The sequence below is a fragment of the Bradyrhizobium sp. Leaf396 genome (genome assembly GCF_001424605.1).
Lineage (GTDB): Bacteria > Pseudomonadota > Alphaproteobacteria > Rhizobiales > Xanthobacteraceae > Bradyrhizobium > Bradyrhizobium japonicum_C.
In genome coordinates, this window is record NZ_LMQJ01000010.1 from 115888 (window position 1) to 139101 (window position 23214).

The 23214-nt window shown below is 65.6% G+C and carries 19 protein-coding genes and 1 pseudogene; 17 read left to right on the forward strand and 3 right to left on the reverse strand.

Going from position 1 to position 23214, the window contains the following annotated elements; genetic code table 11:
* Positions 1-40 precede the first annotated feature (40 nt).
* The 5 genes from ASG57_RS11965 (at position 41) to ASG57_RS11985 (ending at position 6419) form a co-directional block, all read left to right on the forward strand.
* Complete coding sequence (locus ASG57_RS11965) at positions 41-2992, forward strand: ribonucleoside-diphosphate reductase subunit alpha (RefSeq protein WP_057196349.1); 2952 nt, start codon at positions 41-43, stop codon at positions 2990-2992.
* A gap of 26 nt (positions 2993-3018) precedes the next feature.
* Positions 3019-4167, forward strand: coding sequence for a ribonucleotide-diphosphate reductase subunit beta (locus ASG57_RS11970; protein ID WP_082528929.1), 1149 nt, complete (start codon positions 3019-3021; stop codon positions 4165-4167).
* 175 nt (positions 4168-4342) lie between these two features.
* Positions 4343-4762 (forward strand): hypothetical protein, encoded by a 420-nt coding sequence (locus ASG57_RS11975; RefSeq protein WP_156402644.1) that lies wholly within the window; start codon positions 4343-4345, stop codon positions 4760-4762.
* A gap of 146 nt (positions 4763-4908) precedes the next feature.
* Complete coding sequence (locus tag ASG57_RS11980) at positions 4909-5709, forward strand: sulfite exporter TauE/SafE family protein (protein ID WP_230646653.1); 801 nt, start codon at positions 4909-4911, stop codon at positions 5707-5709.
* 122 nt (positions 5710-5831) lie between these two features.
* Complete coding sequence (locus ASG57_RS11985) at positions 5832-6419, forward strand: cupin domain-containing protein (protein ID WP_057196352.1); 588 nt, start codon at positions 5832-5834, stop codon at positions 6417-6419.
* Between the two features lie 12 nt (positions 6420-6431).
* On the opposite strand, the pseudogene ASG57_RS11990 reads toward ASG57_RS11985, so the two are convergent.
* Positions 6432-8548 (reverse strand): annotated as a pseudogene (locus ASG57_RS11990) (ATP-dependent helicase).
* A gap of 137 nt (positions 8549-8685) precedes the next feature.
* Between ASG57_RS11990 and ASG57_RS11995 the strand changes: the two are divergent.
* Positions 8686-8943, forward strand: coding sequence for a hypothetical protein (locus ASG57_RS11995; protein WP_162250052.1), 258 nt, complete (start codon positions 8686-8688; stop codon positions 8941-8943).
* Positions 8944-8979: 36 nt separating this feature from the next.
* On the opposite strand, the gene ASG57_RS12000 is transcribed toward ASG57_RS11995, so the two are convergent.
* Both ASG57_RS12000 and ASG57_RS12005 read right to left on the reverse strand, forming a co-directional pair.
* Positions 8980-9570, reverse strand: a complete 591-nt coding sequence (locus tag ASG57_RS12000; RefSeq protein WP_057196354.1) for an SOS response-associated peptidase family protein — start codon at positions 9568-9570, stop codon at positions 8980-8982.
* 171 nt (positions 9571-9741) lie between these two features.
* Positions 9742-10068: a DUF736 domain-containing protein gene (locus ASG57_RS12005; RefSeq protein ID WP_057196415.1), complete on the reverse strand. Its 327-nt coding sequence runs from the start codon at positions 10066-10068 to the stop codon at positions 9742-9744.
* 492 nt (positions 10069-10560) lie between these two features.
* Between ASG57_RS12005 and ASG57_RS12010 the strand changes: the two genes are divergently transcribed.
* The 11 genes from ASG57_RS12010 (at position 10561) to ASG57_RS12060 (ending at position 23060) form a co-directional block, all read left to right on the forward strand.
* On the forward strand, positions 10561-11466 hold the full coding sequence (locus tag ASG57_RS12010) for a DUF3991 and toprim domain-containing protein (RefSeq protein WP_057196355.1): 906 nt from the start codon (positions 10561-10563) through the stop codon (positions 11464-11466).
* A 186-nt stretch (positions 11467-11652) separates the two neighbouring features.
* Positions 11653-12042: a hypothetical protein gene (locus ASG57_RS12015; RefSeq protein WP_057196356.1), complete on the forward strand. Its 390-nt coding sequence runs from the start codon at positions 11653-11655 to the stop codon at positions 12040-12042.
* A 74-nt stretch (positions 12043-12116) separates the two neighbouring features.
* Entirely contained in the window at positions 12117-12887 is a 771-nt protein-coding gene (locus tag ASG57_RS12020; protein WP_057196357.1) for a hypothetical protein, read from the forward strand.
* 178 nt (positions 12888-13065) lie between these two features.
* Entirely contained in the window at positions 13066-13665 is a 600-nt protein-coding gene (locus ASG57_RS12025; protein ID WP_057196358.1) for a DUF1419 domain-containing protein, read from the forward strand.
* Between the two features lie 168 nt (positions 13666-13833).
* A complete protein-coding gene (locus ASG57_RS12030; protein ID WP_057196359.1) occupies positions 13834-18927 on the forward strand; it encodes a helicase-like domain-containing protein in 5094 nt (1697 codons plus the stop codon).
* A 256-nt stretch (positions 18928-19183) separates the two neighbouring features.
* The gene (locus tag ASG57_RS12035; protein ID WP_057196360.1) at positions 19184-20830 is read left to right on the forward strand and encodes a ParB N-terminal domain-containing protein; all 1647 of its coding nucleotides are present in this window, start codon (positions 19184-19186) and stop codon (positions 20828-20830) included.
* 88 nt (positions 20831-20918) lie between these two features.
* Positions 20919-21395: a UCP036055 family protein gene (locus tag ASG57_RS12040; protein ID WP_057196361.1), complete on the forward strand. Its 477-nt coding sequence runs from the start codon at positions 20919-20921 to the stop codon at positions 21393-21395.
* A complete protein-coding gene (locus ASG57_RS12045; RefSeq protein ID WP_057196362.1) occupies positions 21392-22270 on the forward strand; it encodes a DUF7007 domain-containing protein in 879 nt (292 codons plus the stop codon). The genes ASG57_RS12040 and ASG57_RS12045 overlap by 4 nt, the downstream gene beginning before the upstream one ends.
* Positions 22271-22279: 9 nt before the next feature.
* Positions 22280-22477 carry a hypothetical protein gene (locus ASG57_RS12050; RefSeq protein ID WP_057196363.1) on the forward strand — a complete coding sequence of 66 codons (198 nt, stop codon included), beginning with the start codon at positions 22280-22282 and terminating at the stop codon, positions 22475-22477.
* Entirely contained in the window at positions 22474-22725 is a 252-nt protein-coding gene (locus ASG57_RS12055; RefSeq protein WP_057196364.1) for a hypothetical protein, read from the forward strand. Before ASG57_RS12050 ends, ASG57_RS12055 begins: the two co-directional genes overlap by 4 nt.
* A complete protein-coding gene (locus tag ASG57_RS12060) occupies positions 22722-23060 on the forward strand; it encodes a hypothetical protein (RefSeq protein WP_057196365.1) in 339 nt (112 codons plus the stop codon). The genes ASG57_RS12055 and ASG57_RS12060 overlap by 4 nt, the downstream gene beginning before the upstream one ends.
* Positions 23061-23214: the final 154 nt, after the last annotated feature.

Genomic DNA, 23214 nt, shown 5'->3' on the forward strand with positions numbered 1-23214 from the left:
CTTAGACCCCGGCCCGCAACAACCACGGGGTCTTGAGCCAATGTCTCTCGGAACGGAAACTGCCGCTGCCGCGCGTGTCGTGCGTTTGTCTAACCCTGCCGCTTCGGCTTCGCCCGCAAGCGAGCCGGGCTATCAGGTCATTCGCCGCAACGGATCGGTTTCGCCCTTCGACGCCTCCAAGATCACCGTCGCCCTGACCAAGGCGTTTCTTGCGGTCGAGGGCAGCAGCGCCGCGGCGTCGCGGCGCGTCCATGACGTGGTGGCTGAGCTGACCGATCAGATCGTCGCCAGCCTGACGCGCCGCGCCGATGCCGGGCGCACCTTCCATATCGAGGACATCCAGGATCAGGCCGAACTCGCGCTGATGCGAAGCGAGCATCACAAGGTCGCGCGCGCCTATGTGCTGTACCGCGAGGATCGCGCGCGCGAACGCGCCAAGGCGGAGACAAAGACCAAAGGCAAAGCGGCCACCGCCACGCCGTCCCTGCATATGAAGACCGCCGATGGCACGCTGGTGCCGCTCGACAGCAAGCGCCTCGCCGCCGTGGTCGAGGAAGCGTCCGCCGGGCTTGACGGTGTCTCGGCCGAAGCCATCCTGACAGAGGCCCAGCGCAATCTTTATGACGGCATCAGCGTGGATGAGCTGGCGCTGGCGCCGATCCTTGCCGCGCGCACCCTCGTCGAGACCGATCCCGATTACGCCAAGGCCAGCGCGCGGCTTCTGTTGGACAAGCTGCGCCGCGAAGCCCTGAGCTTCGTGATGGGCCAGCCCGAACAGGCGACGCAGGCCGAAATGGCCGGGCGTTATGCGGAATATTTCCGCGCCTATGTGCAGACCGGCATCACGAATGAATTGCTCGATCCTGAAATCGGCCGCTTCGACCTTGCGCGTCTCGCCGAAGCCCTCAAGCCCGAGCGCGACCTGCAATTCGACTACCTTGGCCTCCAGACGCTCTACGACCGCTATTTCCTGCATGCGCGCGGCACGCGGTTCGAACTGCCGCAAGCCTTCTTCATGCGCGTCGCCTGCGGCCTAGCCTTGCGTGAAATCGACCGTGAAGGAAAGGCGATCGAGTTCTATAACTTGCTTTCGAGCTTCGATTTCATGGCATCGACGCCGACGCTGTTCAACGCCGGCACGCTGCGCTCGCAGCTCTCATCCTGCTTCCTCACCACCGTCGCCGACGATCTCGACGGCATCTTCAAAGCCATCAAGGACAATGCGCTGCTCTCCAAATACGCGGGCGGGCTCGGCAACGACTGGACGCGCGTGCGCGGCCTTGGTGCGCATATCAAGGGCACCAATGGCGAAAGCCAGGGCGTGGTGCCATTCCTGAAAGTCGCCAACGATACCGCGATTGCCGTCAACCAGGGCGGCAAGCGCAAGGGCGCGGTCTGCGCCTATCTCGAAACCTGGCATGTGGACATCGAGGAGTTCCTCGACCTTCGCAAGAACACAGGCGACGATCGCCGCCGCACCCATGACATGAACACAGCCAATTGGGTGCCGGACCTCTTCATGCAGCGCGTGGAAGAAGATGGCGCCTGGACGCTGTTCTCCCCGGACGAAACCCCCGACCTCCACGATCTCACCGGCAAGGCCTTTGCCGAGCGTTACGCCTTCTATGAAGCCAGATCCGCGCGCGGTGAAATGCGCGTGACCAGGCAGCTTCGCGCTGTCGACCTTTGGCGCAAGATGCTCACCATGCTGTTCGAGACGGGGCATCCGTGGATCACCTTCAAGGACCCGTGCAATCTCCGCTCGCCGCAGCAGCATTGCGGCGTCGTGCATTCGTCCAACCTTTGCACCGAGATCACGCTCAACACCTCGAACACGGAAGTTGCGGTCTGCAACCTCGGCTCGGTCAACCTCGTCAACCACATCGCGGACGGCAAGCTCGACCACGAGCATCTTGCGCGCACCGTGACGACCGCGATGCGGATGCTCGACAACGTCCTCGACGTGAATTTTTACACCATCCCCGAAGCGCGCAATTCCAACCTGCGCCATCGGCCGGTCGGGCTCGGCATCATGGGCTTCCAGGACGTGCTCAACATCCTCCGGCTGCCCTACGCCTCGGACGGAGCGGTCGCCTTCGCCGACGAAAGCATGGAGGCGATTTCCTATTGGGCGATTTCGGGGTCCGTCGATCTTGCGGCCGAGCGCGGGCGCTATCCGTCCTATGAGGGATCGCTTTGGTCCAAGGGAATCCTGCCGCTCGATTCCATCAAGATCGTTGATGAGGCGCGCGGCGCGCCGGTCGATCTCGACCGTGGGAGTCGCCTCGATTGGGATACCTTGCGTCAGCGCGTGATGACCGTCGGCATGCGCAACTCCAACACCATGGCGATCGCGCCGACCGCCACGATCTCGAATATCTGCGCCGTCTCGCAGTCAATCGAGCCCGCCTACCAAAATCTCTACGTCAAATCCAACATGTCCGGGGACTTTACGGTCGTGAACGCCTACCTCGTGCGCGATCTCAAGAGCCGCGGGCTGTGGGATGAGGTCATGATATCAGATTTGAAGTATTTCGACGGAAGCCTCGGCCAGATCGATCGCGTGCCGGACGATTTGAAGGCGCTCTATGCGACCGCCTTCGAGATTGACTCGGCATGGCTCATCGACGCTGCGGCCCGGCGTCAGAAATGGATCGACCAATCGCAGTCGCTCAATCTCTACATCGCCAATCCCTCGGGCAAGAAGCTCGACACGCTCTATCGCCATGCGTGGAAGCGGGGCCTCAAGACCACCTACTATCTGCGCTCGCGCTCCGCGACGCATGTCGAGAAATCCACGCTGAAAGGCACCGATGGCAAGCTCAACGCCGTCTCGGCTTCCGTGCCGGCCGCCGCTCCGACCAATGGCCATGCGAACGGGCATGCCAACGGCCACACGAACGGTCATGCGAACGGAAACGGTCATGCCCAGGTAGAAGCCTGGGGCAAGGCCTGCTCGATCGACGACCCCGACTGCGAAGCCTGCCAGTAAGCAGCGAAGAAAAAGGGAAAAGAATTATGCTCGACTGGTCTGACACCGCGGCCAAGCCGCTGCACATCGTCCGTCCCGTTCTTTCCGGGAGTGACAATTCATTGCCGGAGGCTGCCCCCGTGGATGCAACCGGCCTTGGCGCCATCGATCGCGGCGCGGCGCGCGTGCGGGTCGATGACAAGCGCATGATCAACGCGCGCGCCGACGTGAACCAGCTTCTGCCGCTCAAATACCGCTGGGCGTGGGAGAAGTATCTTTCGGGTTGCAACAATCACTGGATGCCGACGGAAGTGTCGATGCAGGCCGATATCGCGCTTTGGAAGTCCAAAGACGGCCTGACCGAAGACGAGCGGCGCATGATCAAGCGCAATCTCGGCTTCTTCGCCGCCTCCGAGAGTCTGGTCGCCAACAACATCGTGCTGGCGATCTACCGGCATCTGACCAATCCCGAATGCCGCCAGTACCTTCTGCGGCAGGCCTTCGAGGAAGCCGTGCATACGCACACGTTCCAGTACATCGTCGAAAGCCTCGGCCTCGATGAGGGCGAGCTGTTCAATATGTACCGCGAGGTGCCGTCCATCACCGACAAGGCTGCGTGGGCCCTCAAGCATACGCAGCATCTCGATGATGCGAACTTCAAGACGGGGACGCCCGATGCCGATCAGGCCTTCCTGCGCGACCTCGTCGCCTTCTACGTCGTCTTCGAGGGCATGTGGTTCTACACCGGCTTTGCGCAGATCCTCTCGCTCGGGCGGCGCAACAAGATGGTCGGCATCGCCGAGCAGTACCAGTACATCCTGCGCGACGAGAGCATTCACCTGAATTTCGGGATCGACGTCATCAATCAGATCAAGATCGAAAACCCCCATCTCTGGACGGAAACGTTCCAGGGGGAGGTTCGCGGGATGCTGAAGAACGCGGCCGAACTGGAGGCGAAGTACGGGCGGGACACGATGCCGCGCGGCTTCCTTGGCCTCAATGCGGCTTTGTGCGAAACCTACATGCACTTCATCGCCAACCGGCGCTGCGCCCAGCTCGGGCTTGCGCCGGTGTTCGCGGAGGCGGACAATCCCTTCCCGTGGATGAGCGAGGCGATGGACCTCAAGAAAGAAAAGAACTTCTTTGAAACGCGCGTCATCGAATACCAGAACGGCGGCGCGCTGGCGTGGGATTGAACCGACGGAGTGCGATATGCGATCCAGAATTGAGAATCCGCACGCTGCCGGGCTTCCGCATTCGGCGCGGACGTCGATCTGGATCGCACTCGTTGCCGGTTCCAGCGTGTTGTTCAGCCTGGCGCTTGCTTGTGCAACGCCCTTCGCAGCTCTTGTGACGGTCGCGGGAACGCAGATGCGCCGCCGCGACGCCCTTTCGCTGATTGGGGTGGCGTGGTTTTTGAATCAAGCGGTCGGCTACGGGCTTCTTGGATATCCGCGAACGTGGGACAGCTTTGCTTGGGGGGCCGCTATCGGCGTCGCGGCAGTGCTTGCGGCGTTCGCCGTCTCCATGGCCGCCGGCCGCTTCGGTTCCACGATCATCGTTGCGGGCGGTGCGTTCCTTGCCGCTTTTGCGATTCACGAGCTGGCCTTGTTCGCGGCAACGGCTGTCTTGCCATCGAGCGCCGAGGCATTTTCGCCTTCCGTTGTCGGCTGGATTTTCTCCATCAACCTGTTGGCGCTTGCAGGTCTCCTGGCTGCGCACAAGACGGCGGTAGCCGCCGGGTTTCTCCCTGCACCTGCCTTGATGAGGCCGTCGCTGGCTCGGGCATGAGGCCGGTTCCTACTGCTTTGCGCTGCCGGGCTTCGAATGCCGGTTTCCGCAGATTTGTTAGGGAGAAACCGGGCACGCGCCGATAGGCCTCCGTTCCGTTTCATCTGACACGCGTGAAGACACGAGATTTCCGGTAACGGACGATCGTGAATGCCGGGCGTTGCTTTCAAGCTCACTGCAACGGGTGCTACAGCCACCATATGACTGACGCTCTGTTTGCCCTTGCCCTGGCGGTCGTGGCGCTCTTCTACTCAGCGGTGGGACAGGCCGGCGGCACCGGCTATGTCGCCGTGATGGGCTTGATCGGCTTCGATCCGGCAACGATCAAGCCGACCGCCCTCGCGCTCAACGTGCTGGTGTCAGCGATCGGATGCTATCGCTTCTATCGCGCCGGCATGCTGACCTGGCGCACCGTCTATCCGTTCGCCGTGCTTGGCGCTCCTTTCTCGCTGTTGGGCGGCGCGCTCCATCTCCCCGCGGCCGTTTACATGCCTGTCGTGGGCGTGTTGTTGCTCGTCGCCGGGGTGCTGATGCTTCGCTCCGTAAAATCCGCCTCGATGCTCGACCAGCAAGCGCCCGTTGTTCCTCCGTTCCTCCCGTCGCTTCTGGTCGGCGGCGCGATCGGACTGGTGTCCGGTGTGACGGGCGTCGGCGGCGGGATTTTCCTCGCGCCTGTTGTGCTTGCAATGCGCTGGACCGAAACAAGGACGGCCGCCGCCATATCGGCGGTGTTCAACCTTCTGAACTCGGCGGCTGCTCTGCTCGGTGCATGGGCGACGATGCCATCTCTGCCCACGCAATTGCCGATATGGCTGGCTTGTGTCGCCGTCGGCGGGCTTGTCGGATCGTGGCTGGGCACGCAGTATCTCAAGCCGGGTGCGCTGAGGCTGGTGCTGGCGGTTCTGTTATTGGCCGCTGCAGCGCGCATGATCGCGGCCGCCTTCTGATCGAACTGTGCTCTCGGAGTCTTGGAATTGTCCGCCTCGAGCCAGGTCCCCGGCGGGTCACGATCGGTCATATCGGGTGCCCCGCTGAAACTCGATGCCTCGCTCGGCGTTCAGTTCAAGGCATGGACGTCATCGAACCCGTCAAGCGCATCGTCGAAAAGGCGACCGGCATCGGCATCCCGAGCCGGGAGGAGGCGCTCGGCTGCGTGCGTGACGTCCGTCCCTCTCGCATGAAATTCCGCGACGACGGCTACATCCCGAACAATCCCAAGTTTCCGTTGCTCTATTACCGCAAAGCCCTCCGGTTCGGCCGCAAGGACGATTCAGCCGCCGTTCTGGAGAAGCTGTTCAACATCAACGGTTGGGGCGAGGCCTGGCGTAACGGGATTTACGACTACGTCCACTATCACTCAATGATCCACGAGGTGCTGGGGATTGCCCGCGGCTCCGCGACGCTGCGGCTCGGCGGCAACAAGGGCAAGACCGTCAAGGTCGGCGCCGGCGACGTCATCGTCGTGCCGGCCGGCGTTGGACATGAATGTCTGAACGCAGGTTCGACCTTCCTGGTCGTGGGCGCCTATCCCCCGACGGGCACCTATAATGAATGCCGCGGCAGTTTTCAGGAGCGCGACCAGGCGATAACGGCCATTCGCCGTGTGGGTGTACCAAAACAGCATCCGCTTTACGGAAGCCGCGAACGGCTGTGGTAGATGGCCCCGCTTTTAGCTGTTTTCCCACATGCCGCGCATGCGCGCCTTCATGTCGATTGGCGTACGCGTCGAGCGCGCCGAAGCGGAAGCCGTCTGGGCCCGCGGCCAATACCGGCTCTGGAAATGCTTCGTGATCCCGTTCGGAATAAAGCGCGTGCGCTGCGCATAGACGTGGCGGTCGCCGAGGCTGCGCTGGCCATGCGTGAAAAAGCGCTGCGGGATCATCAGATGAAGCTGATCCTTGGCCCGCGTCATGGCAACGTAGAGAAGCCGGCGTTCTTCCTCGATCTCCGGCGTCGAGCCGACGCCGAGGTCGGAGGGAATGCACCCATCGACCACGTTGAGGACGAACACCGACGACCATTCCTGGCCCTTGGCGGAATGAATGGTCGAGAGGATCAGATAGTCTTCATCGAGCAGCGGCGGACCGGTCTGGTCGCTCGTCGCATCGGGCGGGTCGAGCGTCAGTTCGGTCAGGAAGCGTTCGCGTGTCGGATAGCTGGCTGCGATCTGCGCAAGCTGCGTCAGGTCGGCCTGCCGTTGTATTGCGTCTTCGTAGCGTTGCTCCATGAAGGGCAGATACCAGCGGCAGGCGAGATCAAGTTCGGACGGCCATCCCGCCGCGCCGAGATGCAGCGCGCTCATGGTCTCGACGAACTCCTGCCATTGTGTGGCAGCCGCGGCCGGAGGACGGAAGCCGTGCAGGCCCGAGGCCGCGCTCCCGCTTTCGGCGATGGCGTCGAGAAGCTTCGCAGCCGTGCCCGGGCCGATGCCGGGCAGGAGCTGGGCCACCCGGAATCCAGCGACGCGATCGCGCAGATTGTGCGCCCAGCGCATCACCGCGAGCACATCCTTGATGTGCGCCGCCTCGAGAAATTTGAGGCCGCCGAATTTGACGAATGGGATGTTGCGGCGGGTCAGCTCGACCTCGAGCGTCGCGCTGTGGCTTGACGTCCGGAACAGGACCGCCTGCGACTTCAGGCGCTGCCCGGCTTCGCGATTGGCGAGGATATTTTCGACGATGTAGCCGGCCTGCGCAATGTCGTCGGCGACGTTGACGAGCGTGGGCAGATCGGATGATGCGCGATCGGACCAGAGGTTTTTCGTGAAGCGTTCCGACGCCAGATCAATCACCGCATTGGCCGCGGCGAGGACCGGCTGCGTCGAGCGATAGTTCTGCTCGAGCGTGATCAACTCGGCCTTCGGCGTGAAGTGACCGGGAAAGTCGAGGATGTTGCGCACCGTCGCCGCGCGGAACGAATAGATCGACTGCGCGTCGTCGCCGACGACCGTGAGGCCGCGGCCGGTCGGTTTGAAGTTGAGCAGGATCGAGGCCTGAAGCCTGTTCGTGTCCTGATACTCGTCGATCAGGACATGGTCGAAGCGGTCAGCAAGATCCTCGGCGAGCGCCGGCGCCATCATCATCTGCGCCCAGTAGAGCAGCAGATCGTCGTAATCGAGCACATTCTGCTTCTGCTTGGCCTCGACGTAGGCGCCGAACAACCGTTGCAGTTCGGCCTCCCATTCAATGCACCATGGGAAGACGCTACCGAGCACTTCGCCGAGCGGGGTTTCCGCGTTCACGGCCCGCGAATAGATCGCCAGACACGTATCCTTCTTCGGGAAGCGCTTCTCCATCTTGGAGAAGCCGAGATTGTGGCGCACGAGATTCATCAGGTCGGCGGAGTCTTCCCGATCATGGATGGTGAAGGCCGAATCCAGTCCGATGTCCGCCGCGTATTCGCGCAAAAGCCGGGCGCCCATCGCATGGAATGTCCCCGACCAGGCCAGCGCATCGGCCATCGCGCCGGCGTTCGGTCCGAGCGCCTTCGCCATGATCCGTTCGACGCGACGTTGCATTTCGACCGCCGCCCGGCGCGAGAATGTCAGCAGCATGATGCGGCGCGGGTCCGCGCCCGAAACCACGAGATGGGCCACGCGATGCGCCAGCGTGTTCGTCTTGCCGGAGCCGGCGCCGGCGATGATCAAGAGAGGCGGGGCAGAGGCGGGGCGTCAGCCAGCGCGTCGCAGCCGTGCTCGACCGCGCGACGCTGCTCGACATTCAGCCCGGCGAGATAAGCCGCGCCGCTTGCGTCCTGTTGATGCGCCGTCCTGACCTGCTGCAGCATGCCCTTGCCCCGAATCCCGAGGCTATGGTACAAATCATGAACAGGCATTTAAGTCGAACGAATTCGCAATCTGGCGGTTTGGTCCTTGAGCGTCCGCGAACGGCGCTGGAATGATGTGCCGAAGCGAGGTCCGCGTCATGCGCGTACTGCTGGCGTCTCTCTTTCTTCTGGCGATCGTTACGGTCCAGGCCAAAGCCGACCGTGCGGTCACCGACACCGAGCGCGCCCGACTCGTGTCAGCCGTCGCGGCCCAGGGTTGTACCGGCGGCAAGATGGAATGGGATGACGATGACCGCGAATTTGAGGTCGACAGCGCCTCCTGCAGTGACGGTCGGGCTTACGATCTGAAATTCAACGCGGACTACACGTTCAAGAGCAAGAAGCTCGACGACTGACGCTCGGATTGGCAAACCGCAAGCGTTGACGCGCCATCAGTCGCTGCCCTCGCGAACAAGTTCGACATTCAACGTTCCCTTCGGCAGGGGGCGCAATAATTCGGCCTCCGGACTGGTAAGCTGCAGCCAGCCGGGCCAGTCCTTCGGCTTCAGCACCACGACCTGGCGATTGTGGTAGGGCGCGATGTCCTCGCCTGGCGCTGTCGTCAGCATCGCAAAGGACGCGGGATGATTGCCCTGGCCCTCGCGCCAGACGCCGGCGATGCCCGTGATCGGCGAGCCTTTGAGCGCGAAGCGATATTTTGCTTTCGGATATTTCTTCCCCACGAACTCGTAGAAAGCGCTGGCCGGAATGATGCAGCGGTTGCTCTGATCGAAGCGCCGGTTCTCACTCCGGAAATTGAACACCGGACCGCCACGGCCGGATGGCGGAAAGCTGAAATTCATCGAGGCGAGCTCGACATGATTGCCGGCGGCGCGCATCACCGGGCCGCGATCGTTGATCTTGATGTCGTCTGCTTCCGGCAGGTCGAGTTCGGTCTGCTGTGTCGGGATGCCGAGCGCGAGGTCCTGCATCATTTTGCAGTATTCCTGCCAGCGGACGTGCTGCTCGTAATTGTTGCACATAGGCCCCAATGTAGGGGCCCATCGCCGGTCAGACGAGATGGGCGTCTCCCTGCGGGACCGCGCCGGCGGCTGCGCTGAAGCCCCTCTTGCGCGGGTCTTCACCCTTCGGGCTTTCGTCGCTGACGCGCGCCAAGGTGGACAACGGCAGTCAGGCGACCCAGGCGGTATGCGCTATTCGGTCGGATTCCAGATCACCGCGAACTCGTCGTCGCCCTCCGATCCCGCCGCGCGGCCGAGATTGGCGAATAGTTTGCGCGGGCCGAACTCGGGCGCCGAGATCGAGATCGACACATAGTCGGCGCCGTTCTCCTTGTTCTTGCGAATCCAGGCGCCGCCGATTTCCGCGCCGTTGGCATAGACGCGATAGTCGGGCCGGTCGCTGTCCGGCTTCTTCTCCTTGTTCGGCATGATCTTCAGCGCCGCTGAGATCGACAGCGTCCGCAGCGTGCCGCGATAGGAACCGTCGTCGAGTTTGTTGACGTAGCCGATGGCTGGCATGTGATGTCTCCCCGTTTCATTCCGACTGGCATCCTGTCCGGCATGCGCGGCGGTCTTTCCTGCAGCGTCGGACTTGCCTGCGTCCGCGCCATGCCCGAGCAGCCGCGCCATTCCACTTGCTCGCATTCCGATGGCTCCCATGCCGACGCGTGCGCCGTGGGCGGGAGCATCCACCGGCGCGGCGAGCCGCACACCCTGTCGAATCCGACGGGTCACACGAGCCCGGTGTCCCTGCGACAACGCCCGTGTCCGGATGCCGATCGGCCGGGGGAGGGTTGTGGACGGCGGGCGCCGGCTGCCGCTTGCGCCTTGCCGGCCGCAAGGGAGGCTCCGCCGCGCCCGGAGCCCGACGAATGCAACGTCTTGTCAACGCGCCCTTGCCCCCGGCAGGCTTCGCGGCTGGTCGGAGTCGTCCCGTCAATGGCGGGAAATGCGAAGCCAACCGAAGAAAGGGCTGGACATCGCCGCCGCGGCGGGTTCGGCGTAAGTGTCATGGAGAAGAAAGACATCGACGAGCTGCGGGGGAAGGTGCCCTGCGCGTCCGTCCTGGAGAGGGCGGGCTGGAAGGTCGACTTGAAGGAGAGCACCCGCAAGGCGGTCAAATACCGCCACGGCGAGGGCCAGATCGTCATCGTCATTCACGACGGGCGCGGCTGGTTCGATCCGATGTCGGAAGCGAAGGGCGACGTCTTCGACCTCGCCGAGCATCTCGGCGCCGCCGGTTTTGCGGTGGCTCTGCAGCAGGTCGCCGAGCTTGTTGGCTTCACGCCGACGCAGCCGGCCTGGAAACGCCCGGCGCGGGCCAAGCCAACCGCGCCGCTCGCGCATCGTTGGGCCGCGCGTCTCAAGCCGCGGCCGGGCTCGCCGACCTGGCGCTATCTCGCCGAGACGCGCGCCATTCCCGATCACTTGATTCAGGAGGCCGTCGATCAGGACCGGCTGCGCGAAGGTCCGCATGGCAGCATGTGGGCGGCGCATACGGACGACGCCGGCGTTGTTGTCGGCTGGGAAGAGCGCGGCCCCGAATGGCGCGGCTTTGCGACTGACGGATCGAAGGTGCTGTTCCGTCTCGGCGCGACGCATGCGACGCGCGTCTGCGTCACCGAGGCGGCGATCGACGCGATGAGCCGTGCCGCGATCGAAGGCCTGCGCCACGATACGCTCTATGTCAGCACCGGCGGCGGCTGGTCGCCGACGACCGAAGCGGCGATCCGCGCCGTCGCCACGCGCCCTGGCACGGTTCTTGTCGCCGCGACCGACAGCAACCTGCAGGGCGACGTGTTCGGCAACCGCCTGCGCGCCATCGCAGAGGATGTCGGCGCCGGCTACGATCGCCTGCGCCCGACGGACGATGACTGGAATGAGGACCTGAAGGCGGCGCGACGAATGAGACGATAGCGCGGCCGCTCAACGCAGAAGCAGGCGCTCGAGAAAAAGAGTGAGGCGGAGAGGCTCCCGGTGCCGCATGTCCGGCCGACGCGTCAAGGGAGGCTTCGCCCGCGTGCCGCGGCCCTTGACCCGCCGGACCTTCGATGCGGCCGCGCCCTGAGGGTGTCTTCAACACCCGAAGGGAAGGGCAACCTCATGCCAATCTACACAATCGAGACGACCTATCGCCTGCCGGTCCATCGCCAGCGCAGCTACGAAGCGGCCGATCTCGCTGCGGCCTGCCGGCTCGCCGTCGAGGACGACTGGGACGGCGAGAAGCACGACCACGAAACCGCCGGCGAGACCTACGTCACCGGCGTCTGGAAAGGCCGCGACACCGCCTATCAGGCGCCGTCCGTGCCGGTGCCGTCGCACTATCGAGAAACGCTTCAGCGCAAGGCCGATCATTTCGAGGTGCTGCTCGGCCTGGTCAAAGTGCTGACCAGCGGCGCCAAGGCGTTGGACTGCGCCTATTGGAAGGACCGCGCGGCTGCGGCGATCGCCAAAGCCGAAGCGATCCTCGCCGGCGCCCGCGATCCCGACTGATCGCGCCTCGCACAATTCACCTTCCCGCAACCACGCCCGGCCCTGCCGGGCTTTGTCATTTTCAGGAGCCGGACATGGCCAGCTACTGCGTTCCAACCGTCGTGCAGACGACGATTCCCGACACTGACATGACGCCGCTCGAGCGGCTCGTGCTCTCACATATGTTCACCGCCGAGCAGGATGGCGCCGGAACGCTTTTCTTCGCCGACGCGAGTCCGGCGGAGTGCATCGACATCGCCGCCGCGGCGCTGCGCGCTGCGCATCGCGACTCCGCCGGCGCCGACAGCGTCCTCAATGCCATCGTCGAGAACCGGCTCGGGGAGATCGCCGCCGCCGACACCTCTGCGGAGCTCGATCTCACCGACGTCTCCTGGTCGACCATCTTTCAGGACATCGTGCGCCGTTCCGCGACGCTCGACGAGATTGCCGTCTCATCGGCGTTCACGTGCTCGCGCATGTTGCCGGATGGATTTGGCGGGATGGCCACGCTGATCACCGCCGGTTCGATCCGGTCATGCTCGACGGACGAGGTGCTGGAGCAATTCCGCAAGGAGCTTGCGGCTGCAGCAGCGCCGCGAACGCATGTGCTCCTGCGCTTCGACGAAAATGAGGTGCGCACGATGATCGGCGAGGTCATCGCCTACGACGATGCGCTCACGACGCTGTCGCCGGACGCTGTCACCGACGACGACATCCATCTCGCATGCCTCGCCGTCGCCGCAGCGACCCAGCTCGCGGAGGAGCGGGGCTCGGCCGTGTTCAAGGCCGCGCTCGCGGCCATCCAGAGCGCCGAACAGCGCCGCGCCGACGTGAAAGAGGGGAATGAAAAAGGGGAGGAGGAGTGAAAAGCGCGATGCCGCATGCCCGGCCGGCGCGTCAAGGGAAGCTTCGCCCGCGTTCCGCGGCCCTTGACCCGCCGGACCGGAGAGGCGGCCCGCGGGAGGAGGTGATGAAGGGCTGAAGTGAATGAGGGATCACGCGGATCGCTCACGCTTTCGGCCCGTGAGGCCGAAAGGAGCCGCCATGCACACCCTCCCGACCATCCGCAAAATCTTCCAGGGCATCGCCACGCGCCATGAGATGCACCGTCTGTTCAACCGACATCGTGGCGATCCGACCTACGGGGCCGGCGATGCCGCGCCTCTCTTTGCCGGCGAGTGGTTCGAGATCGCCGAACCCGAGCATGATTACATGCTGGAGATTCTGCCGCCGCTCTGGATGCGCGCCGACATGTTCGCGATGCGCGAATTCATGACGGATAACGTGACCAGCGTCTTCTTCACGCTCTGGATCGACGGTCGCAAGCGCTTCTTCCACGGCTATTGCGACCTGTCCGATCGTGGCTCGCCCGAGCAGATGAAGCGAGCGATCATCGAGCGGGAGTCCCGCCCGGTCCGCGCCATGACGCGCGACGAACGCCTTGAGCACATCTGGTCGGGCACGCATGACGACTATCGCGGCTATGCCGGCAAAGGATGGCCGGCTCCCCTGCAGGGCAAGCGCACCGTGCTCGTCTATTGCGGCGGTCTCGGCACAGTCCTGAAGCCGCTCGACGATCTCACCGATGACGAGGTCGCCGCGAAGCTGCCAGTGCAGTTCCGGCATCTGCCCGAAGCGGCATAGACCGCAACGCCCTCCCGAACCTGCGACCAGCCCGGCCCCGCGCCGGGCTTTCGCATTTTCGCGGTCCGTTCACCGGCCCGCTCCTCCCAACCTCCGCAACGCCGTGCCGCCGGTCGCCTCCGCGACGCCGGCGGACGGCCGCGCGCGCCCAACAGAAGGACTTCCCCAATGGCGCACGACGATCCCTTCACCCTCGACCTCTTCGGCAATCCCGCAATCGCGCCGGGTCTCGGCCTCGGCGTCACCGCGTTCGCGCCGGACCCCGCGGCCGACGGCAATGACGATGATCCGCCGCCTGTGATGCCGGCGCCTGCGGCGCCGTCGGCATCGCCGATCGGATCAATGCCGAAGGGCGAGAATGTCCGGCTTCTCGATGGGCGAGGCCTCGCCGCGTCCTGGCGCGATCGCGCCCGCGACAACATCGCGGCAATCCGACTCGCGGCCGAGATCGACGCCGCTGGCCGGCCTGCGACGCCGGACGAGCAGGCAGCGCTCATCCGCTTCACCGGCTTCGGCGCGTCGGCACTCGCCAATAGTGTCTTTCGCCGCCCGGGCGAGGACGAATTCCGCGACGGCTGGGACACGATCGGCGCGGAGCTCCAGGCGCTCGTCACGCCGTCTGACTATGCGTCGCTGGCGCGCTGCACGCAGTATGCCCATTTCACGCCGGACTATATCGTGCGCGCGGTCTGGGACGGCTTGCTCCGACTGGGCTTCCGCGGCGGCCGCATCCTCGAGCCCGGCATCGGCACCGGCCTGTTTCCTGCGTTGATGCCGGACGAGCTGCGCGGCGTCTCGCATGTCACCGGCGTCGAGCTCGACCCCGTCACCGCGCGCATCGCCCGCCTGCTGCATCCGCGCGCGGCGATCATCACGGCGGATTTCGCGCGCGCCGGCCTGCCGCAGCATTTCGATCTGGCCGTCGGCAATCCGCCGTTCTCCGATCGAACCGTGCGCGGCGATCCCGCCTTCCGTGGACTCGGGCTGCGGCTGCACGACTTCTTCATCGCCAAGGCGCTTCGGCTGCTGAAGCCTGGCGGTCTCGCCGCCTTCGTCACCTCGCACGGCACGATGGACAAGGCCGACGCGAGCGCGCGTCAGCACCTCGCGGAGACGGCCGATCTCGTCGGCGCGATCCGGCTTCCCGAAGGCAGCTTCCGCGCCGATGCCGGCACCGATGTCGTCGTCGATATCATGTTCTTCCGCAAGCGTGACGCCGGCGAGGCGGCGCGCGACGTGGCATGGCTCGATCTCGCCGAGGTCCGCGCTGCGACCGCCGACGAGGGCGCCATCCGCGTCAATGGCTGGTTCGCCCAGCAGCAGGAAATGGTGCTCGGCATCCATGCGCTGACGTCAGGCCCATACGGCGAGACCTACACCTGCAACCCACGCCGCGGCGCGGACCTCGGCGTTGCGCTGGCCGCGGCCGTCAATCGTCTTCCGGAAGCCATCTATGACGGCGAGCCGGAGGCGGTCGATCCGGACGCCGATAGGGATACGCCACAGGTCGCGGCTGCGACCGCCGGTGGCGCGACGATCCGCGAGGGCAGCTACGTCGTCGGTCCGGGCGCGGCGCTGATGCAGATTCTCGACGGCGCGCCCGTCGTCGTGAAGGTGCGCAAAGGCCGCTCCACGGACGGCATCTTCGACAAGCACGCGCGGGTCATTCGCAAGCTCATTCCAATCCGCGACGCCGTGCGCGAGGTGCTTCGCGCGCAGGAGCGCGACGAGCCATGGAAGCAGGCACAGGTTCGCCTGCGCATCGCCTGGTCGAGTTTCGTGCGCGACTTCGGACCGATCAACACGACCGTCGTCTCCACGGTCGAGGACGAGGAAACCGGCGAGGTCCGCGAGACCCATCGCCGCCCGAACCTCGCCCCGTTCGCCGACGATCCCGATTGCTGGCTGGTCGCCTCGATCGAGGACTACGATCTCGACAGCAACACCGCGCGGCCCGGCCCGATCTTCACCGAGCGCGTGATCGCGCCGCCGCCCGCGCCCGTCATCACCTCGGCTCTCGATGCGCTCGCCGTGGTGCTCAATGAGCGCGGCTACGTTGATCCCGAACATATCGCTGAACTGTTGCATCGCGACGTCGACGACGTGATCGCCGAACTGGGCGATGCGATCTTCCGCGACCCGTCTGACGGCTCCTGGCAGACCGCTGACGCTTATCTGTCCGGACCTGTCCGCGACAAGTTGAAGGCGGCGGAAGCGGCCGCGGGGCTCGACGACGCTTATGGTCGCAATGTCCGGGCCTTGCAGGCCGTACAGCCTGCGGACCTTCGCCCCTCCGACATCACGGCGCGGCTCGGCGCCCCATGGATTCCGGCGGACGACGTCGTCGCCTTCGTCAAGGAGACGATGGGCGCCGACATCACGATCCGGCACATGCCGGAACTCGCCTCATGGACGGTCGAGGCCCGCCAGCTCGGCTGGACGGCCGCCGGCACGTCGGAATGGGGAACCGATCGCCGTCATGCCGGTCAGCTTCTGTCCGATGCGTTGAACAGCGCCGTCCCGCAGATCTTCGACATCATCAAGGATGACGACAGCGAACGTCGCGTGCTCAATGTCATCGACACCGAGGCCGCCAAGGAGAAACTTTCGAAGATCAAGACCGCGTTCCAGACCTGGGTGTGGTCCGACCCGGATCGCACGGACCGTCTGGCGCGTCTCTACAACGACCGCTTCAACAACATCGCGCAGCGGGCATTCGACGGCTCGCACCTCAAGCTGCCCGGCGCGTCGGGCGCCTTCGTTCTTTACGGCCACCAGAAGCGCGGCGTCTGGCGCATCATCGCGTCGGGCGCGACCTACCTCGCGCATGCCGTCGGCGCCGGCAAGACGCTGACGATCGCGGCCGCGATCATGGAGCAGCGCCGGCTCGGCCTGGTCGCCAAGGCGATGCTCGTCGTGCCGGGCCATTGCCTTGCGCAGGCGGCCCGCGAGTTTCTGGCGCTCTATCCCAACGCGCGCATTCTCGTTGCGGACGAGACCAATTTCACCAAGGACAGGCGCCAGCGCTTTCTGTCACGCGCCGCGACTGCGACCTGGGACGCGATCATCATCACGCACTCGGCATTCCGCTTCATTGGCGTGCCGTCCGCGTTCGAGCAGCAGATGATCCATGACGAGCTGGAGCTCTACGAGGAACTGCTCACCAAGGTCGAGAACGACGACCGCGTCTCGCGCAAGCGCCTCGAGCGGCTGAAGGAGGGATTGCAGGAGCGGCTGGAATCGCTCGCCACGCGAAAGGACGATCTGTTGACGATCTCGCAAATCGGCATCGACCAGATCATTGTCGACGAGGCGCAGGAGTTTCGGAAGCTCTCCTTCGCGACCAACATGTCGACGCTGAAAGGCGTCGATCCGAGCGGCTCGCAGCGCGCCTGGGACCTCTATGTGAAGTCGCGCTTCATCGAGACGAAGAACCCGGGCCGTGCGCTCGTGCTCGCCTCCGGCACGCCCATCACCAACACGCTCGGCGAGATGTTCACCGTGCAGCGCTTCCTCGGCGCGGCCGCGCTGCGCGAGCGCGGCCTGCACGAGTTCGACGCCTGGGCCTCGACCTTCGGCGACACGACGACGGAGCTCGAGCTGCAGCCGTCCGGCAAGTACAAGCCCGTCACGCGCTTCGCCACCTTCGTCAACGTGGCCGAGCTGATCACGATGTTCCGCACCTTCGCTGATGTCGTGATGCCGGAGGATCTGCGCCAGTATGTGAAAGTGCCGGCGATCTCGACCGGCAAGCGGCAGATTCTCACGGCGAAGCCGTCGGCGGCATTCAAGGTCTATCAGCGCCATCTCGAGGAGCGCATCAAGGCGATCGAGGCGCGCGACCGCGCGCCGGAGCCGGGCGACGATATCCTGCTCTCCGTCATCACCGACGGCCGCCATGCCGCGATCGACTTGCGCCTGGTCGATCCGGACAGCGGCAACGAGCCGGACAACAAGCTCAATCTCTTGATCGGCACCGCCTTCCGCATCTGGCAGGAAACGGCGCCGAACACTTACGTCCGGCCGGACGCCAAGCCCTACGAGCTGCCGGGCGCGGCGCAGATGATCTTCTCCGACCTCGGCACCATCAGCGTCGAGAAGTCGCGCGGCTTCTCGGCCTATCGCTGGATACGCGACACACTCATCGGCATGGGCGTTCCCCCGTCCGAAATCGCGTTCATGCAGGACTACAAAAAGTCCGAGGCCAAGCAGCGCCTGTTCGGCGACGTTCGCGCCGGCAAGGTCCGCTTCTTGATCGGCTCGTCCGACACGATGGGCACCGGCGTCAACGCGCAGCTTCGGCTGAAGGCGCTGCATCATCTCGACGTGCCGTGGTTGCCCTCGCAGATCGCACAGCGCGAGGGCCGCATCGAGCGGCAGGGCAATCAGCACGACGTCATCGACATCTTCGCCTATGCGACAGAGGGCTCGCTCGACGCGAGCATGTGGCAGAACAATGAGCGCAAGGCCCGCTTCATTGCGGCGGCGCTCTCCGGCGATACCTCGATCCGCAGGCTCGAGGATATCGGCGAAGGCCAGGCGAACCAGTTCGCGTTGGCCAAGGCGATTGCGAGCGGCGATCAGCGGTTGATGCAGAAGGCGGGCCTTGAGGCCGACATCGCGCGGCTGGAGCGCCAGCGCGCTGCACATATCGACGATCAGCACGCGGTCCGCCGGCAGGTGCGCGACGCGGAGCGCGACATCGAACTCGCGACACGCCGCATCACCGAAATCGGCCAGGACATTGCGCGGCTTGTGCCGACCGCCGGCGACGCGTTCACGATGATGGTCGCAGGCACGCGTTACGACGAGCGCAAAGGCGCCGGGCGGGCGCTCATGCAGGAGATCCTGACACGCGTGCAGCGTCGGCAGGATGGCACGCAGACAATCGCCGCGGTTGGCGGCTTCGATGTCGACTATTGCGGCGAGCGCTTCGGACGCGACAACTATCGCTATGCCGTGATGCTGGCGCGCACGAACGCCGATTACGAGATCGAACTTCCGGTCACGGTGACGCCGCTGGGCGCCGTCGCGCGGCTTGAACACGCCGTGTCCGGATTCGAGGACGAGCAGGAGCGCTACCGGCTGCGGCTGGCCGATGCCCGACGCCGGCTCGCATCTTACGAGGCCCGCCAGGGCGGGGAATTCGCATTCGCCGGGGAGCTCGAGGAGAAGCGGCGGCGGCTCGCCGAGGTGGAAGCCGATCTCGCGCGAGATCAGCCGGCTGACGGCGAGGCCGGAGATGCCCGCGCCGCCGCCTGACGAAAAGAAGGGACGGCGAAGAAGGTCGGTCGCAGAGCGTTCGGGCCGGCGACGAGTCTCAACCGCCGCCTCCGCCGCCCCGGCCACGGCGCCCTGCGCAGGGCCCAAGCGCCCCGCTTGGGCGGCCGGGCAGGGACGCTCGCCGGCAGTTGCGCCGGCCACTCACGCCCTGCGGGCCGGGAGGGGTCTCCGGAAGGAGACGGAAAAGGACCGCCGGAACCGCGCGGTCCGCAACCCCTGCAATGGAGATCATCCCATGAGACTGATGAAGATCGATCCGCGCGCGCTCATCGTGAACCCCGATCCGACGCGCCTCACCAAGTCCACGCCGCAGAGCGACGCCCTGCTGCTTGCCAGCATCAAGGCCGTCGGCATCATCCAGCCGCCGATCGTCACACCGCAGTCCGGCCGCGGCAACGGCCTCGTCATCCAGATCGGCCGGCGGCGTGTGGCGCAGGCGATCGCCGCCAAGCTCGACGAGATCGAGGTTCTCGTCGCCGATCCCGACGACGACAAGGATGCTCTGCGCAGCCTGATCGAGAACGTCGCACGCGAGCCGCTGAACCCGGTCGACCTATGGCGGCGCATCGAGCGCCTGGTCGCGCTCGGCTGGACCGAGGAATCGATCGGCATCGCGCTCGGACAGTCCGTGCGCCAGATCCGCAAGCTCCGCCTGCTGGCGAACATCCTGCCGGCGATGCTCGACCACATCGCCAAAGGCGACATGCCGAACGAACAGCATCTGCGCACGATCGCTGCGGCGACGCAGGACGAGCAGGCGCAAGTCTGGAAGAAGCACAAGCCGCGCAAGACCGATCCGCAGGTCTCGTGGAGCGAGGTGGCGCGTGCGCTCACCAAGACGCGGATGTATGCGCGCGACGCGAGCTTCGGCGATGATCTCGCGCAGGCCTACGGCATCGTCTGGCAGGAGGACCTGTTCGCGCCGGCCGACGAGGACAGCCGCTACACCAACGACGTCGAAGCATTCCTCGGCGCGCAGCAGGAATGGATGACCAACCACCTGCCCAAGCGCGGCGCGGTCATCGAGGTGTCGGCTTGGGGCGAGCCGAAGCTGCCGCCGAAGGCCGAGCGCGTCTATGGCAAGCCGAACAAGAGCGACTGCACGGGCTGGTATCTCGACCCGCGCAGCGGCTCGGTTCAGTCGGTCGCCTACCGGATGCCGCGCCCGAAGAAGGATGCGGCGAAGGGCAAGGGCGCCCGTGCCGCCGAAGCGGACAGCGTTGCGCCGACGTCGCGGCCCGACGTCACCCGGCGTGGCATGGACATGATCGGCGATCTGCGCACCGACGCGCTGCACGAGGCGCTGACGCGCGCCCCGATCGAGGACGACACGCTGACCGCGCTGCTCGTCCTCGCCATCGCGGCGAACAATGTCACCGCCGCATCGGGACGCACGTCCGGATACGGCGCGTGCGCGAAGCAGGCGAGGCGCCTCATCGCCGAGGACGGCACGCTTGCCTACGACCGCGACACCCTGCGCGTGGTCGCGCGCGAGGTGCTGAGTGACGTGCTGTCGTGCCGCGAGAACCGTTCGAACAGCGGCGTTGTCGCGCGCGTCGCCGGCGCAGCGGTCGGCGCCGACGAGTTCCTCCCCAATCTGGCGACGGAGGAGTTTCTCTCGTGCCTGTCGCGCACGGCGCTCGAGGCCGCGCTGCAGGGAACGTCGGTCCTGCCGCGTCCGCGCGTGAGGGATACGCGCGCGGCGTTGGTCGCCCATTTCGCGGACGGCCGCTTCGTGCATCCCGCCGCGCTGTTCGCGCCGCAGGCCGACGCGATTGCGGAATGGACCGAAAGGCACGCCGACGATGGCGACGACGGCGAGTTCGACGAGGCCGATGCCGGCGACGACGAGCACGGCGACTACGCGGTCGCCGCCGAATAGGCGCGCGTTCGAGCCACTTCAAACACTCCCGCCGCCGGCGTCCAGCCGGCGGCGGTTTCGTTTCCACGCTCATCAACAGGAGGACATCATGTCCGCACGATCGATCTTCGACAGCGCGCCGATCGGCGCGATCATCCGCTATTCCGACGGCGCCCCGCGGCCACCTGCGCGATTCACGAAGAAGCTCGCCGGCTGGGAACACCGCAACAGCGGCGGCCGACTGATCCGCAAGCAGGCCGAACGGCGCGTCGGCAACACGACATTGGCCGCGACCTTCACCCTGCACGAAGGCGACTACGGCGGCGGCGGTGTCGTCGTCCTTCGCGTGCATCGCACGTTTTCGGTCGACAGTGCGCTCACCTTCGTCGTCACCGAGCAGCCCGCTGCCGGCGCCGTTCGCGTGTTCGACCGCTGCGGAGACGATGCCCAGCTCGTCCATCTCGCCGGCAGTCGTGCCGACGCCGAAACCTGGCTCAAGAGCCATGGCTATCCCGATGCCGTCCTCGACGAGGTGACGGCGGACACCCACTCGAACGAGAGCGTTGAGGGGAGGGCCGTCGCATGACAACGCGCGCTTCCACCACGATCGACGACGAGTCCACCTCTGCAATGCCGCAGGTGGAATTCGGACGCAGCGCCGAGGGCTTTCTCGCCGCTCGCGTCGGCGACATCGCACTCGCGATGCTGCCGGCGCATGATGGACGTCACTATCTCGCGAGCGGCTGGCGCATCGGCCGACCGATCGCGGAGTGGATGCGCTCCGACTTCTACGGCCATTCCGGCGAGCTCGCAGATGAGGCCGCCTTCCGCGCCAAGGTCGATGCAAGCGCCGAGCACCAGCGCGAGAAGCGCATGCTCCACCGCAGCGACATCGCCTCCACAGCGAATACGCCATGGGGCCGCTCGCAGGGCGCAACCGTCTATGCGGAGGGTGTCACCTGCCACGCGACGGCCGGTCACGGCGGCTTCCACCTCTCGGCCGAGCGCAACCGCAAGGTCCATTCCATGCTGCGCGCGAGCGGCGGCTGGTACGAGGAAGACGCGGCTTGGGCGATCGTCGCGCTGACCTTCCCGCACCTCTTCACCAGCTATGAGCGGCGTTGCGCGGAGCGCACGGTCAAGGATAGCTGGCCCGATGCGTGGGAAGCCATCTTCGGGACCGTGCTGCAACCCGGAGAATCCCGCGAGAAGGATCGCCGCGCCTTCGAGCGCGACCATGCCGGCGACTGGATCGTCGTCTCCGCGATCACCTCCGATCACGAAAAGGGCTTCGTCGAAGTTGTCGCAACCCTCGGCGGCAAGCGCGGCCCTGGCACCGAGGAGCGGCGCTTTCTCGTTCCCGCGGAGGAGTATCACGTCGGCCGGTTCGGCTTCGTCATCAATGAGGTTCGGCATCGCCTCTATGGCGGTCCGTCGAGCTTCATCGGCTGGCAGCGATAGGAGGCGGCGATGCCCTGGAAAATCATCGCCGCTGCCTTCGGCTGGAAGGCGGCGCATGACAACGATGAGGATGTGCTCGTCGTCTGGCATCCGAAGCTGCATCGCCATTTCACGGGCGCCGACGCGTGGAAGCGGGCCGTGCTGCTGTCGGTGCGCGCGCCGACGGCTTCGAACTTTCCTCACACGCGAAAGGAGCCCTCGCGATGACGACCTATCTCGTCGCGGTTCATCTCCTTGTCGAGGCGAACGGATCGCCGAAAGCCGAGGTCGCCGATGCGCTGCACGGCATCCTCACGCAGGACATGCGCAAATATGCCGGCGCGCACTCGTCCCTCATCGACTGGGCCGTCGCCGGCGACGACATCGCGGGCTCGATTGTCCCGGTCGCCATCGCTGGCGACTACCTACCCGACGCGACGGCGTTTCCGGCCTGGCCGCGGAGACGACAGCCATGACGCGCCACACGGACATCGGCGCCTTGCTCGCCCGCATGGACGCCGCGCGACGCGGCACCCAGCACCATCTCGCCGTGATCGAGCGGCAGGTCGCCAAACGCGCCGAGCGGATGACGATCACGGCGCGGGCGAAACGGCGCCGTCGCCGATCTAGCGCTGGCGCCTGGACCGGTGCTGACCAGCGCGCCTATCAAGGCTATGTCGCCGACTTGATGCTCGCGCGCATGCCGGAAATCGACGTGTTGATCCGCCACCTCGCCCGGCAGGACGACGCCCTCACCGCCTTGCGCGTTCGATACGGCATCGCGGCCAGCGCGGCCATTGTCGAGCGCTGATCGTCGGCAACCGTGGTCGCTCGCGCTGATCGCCCGGTGCATCGGCATCTCCTCCGGGAGAAGCTGAACCGACACGCGGGCGTGGCGTCGGAGACGTCGCGACCATTCGGGAGAGCCCCGGACGGCCAAGACGGCGCTGGATGTGGGGACCGCG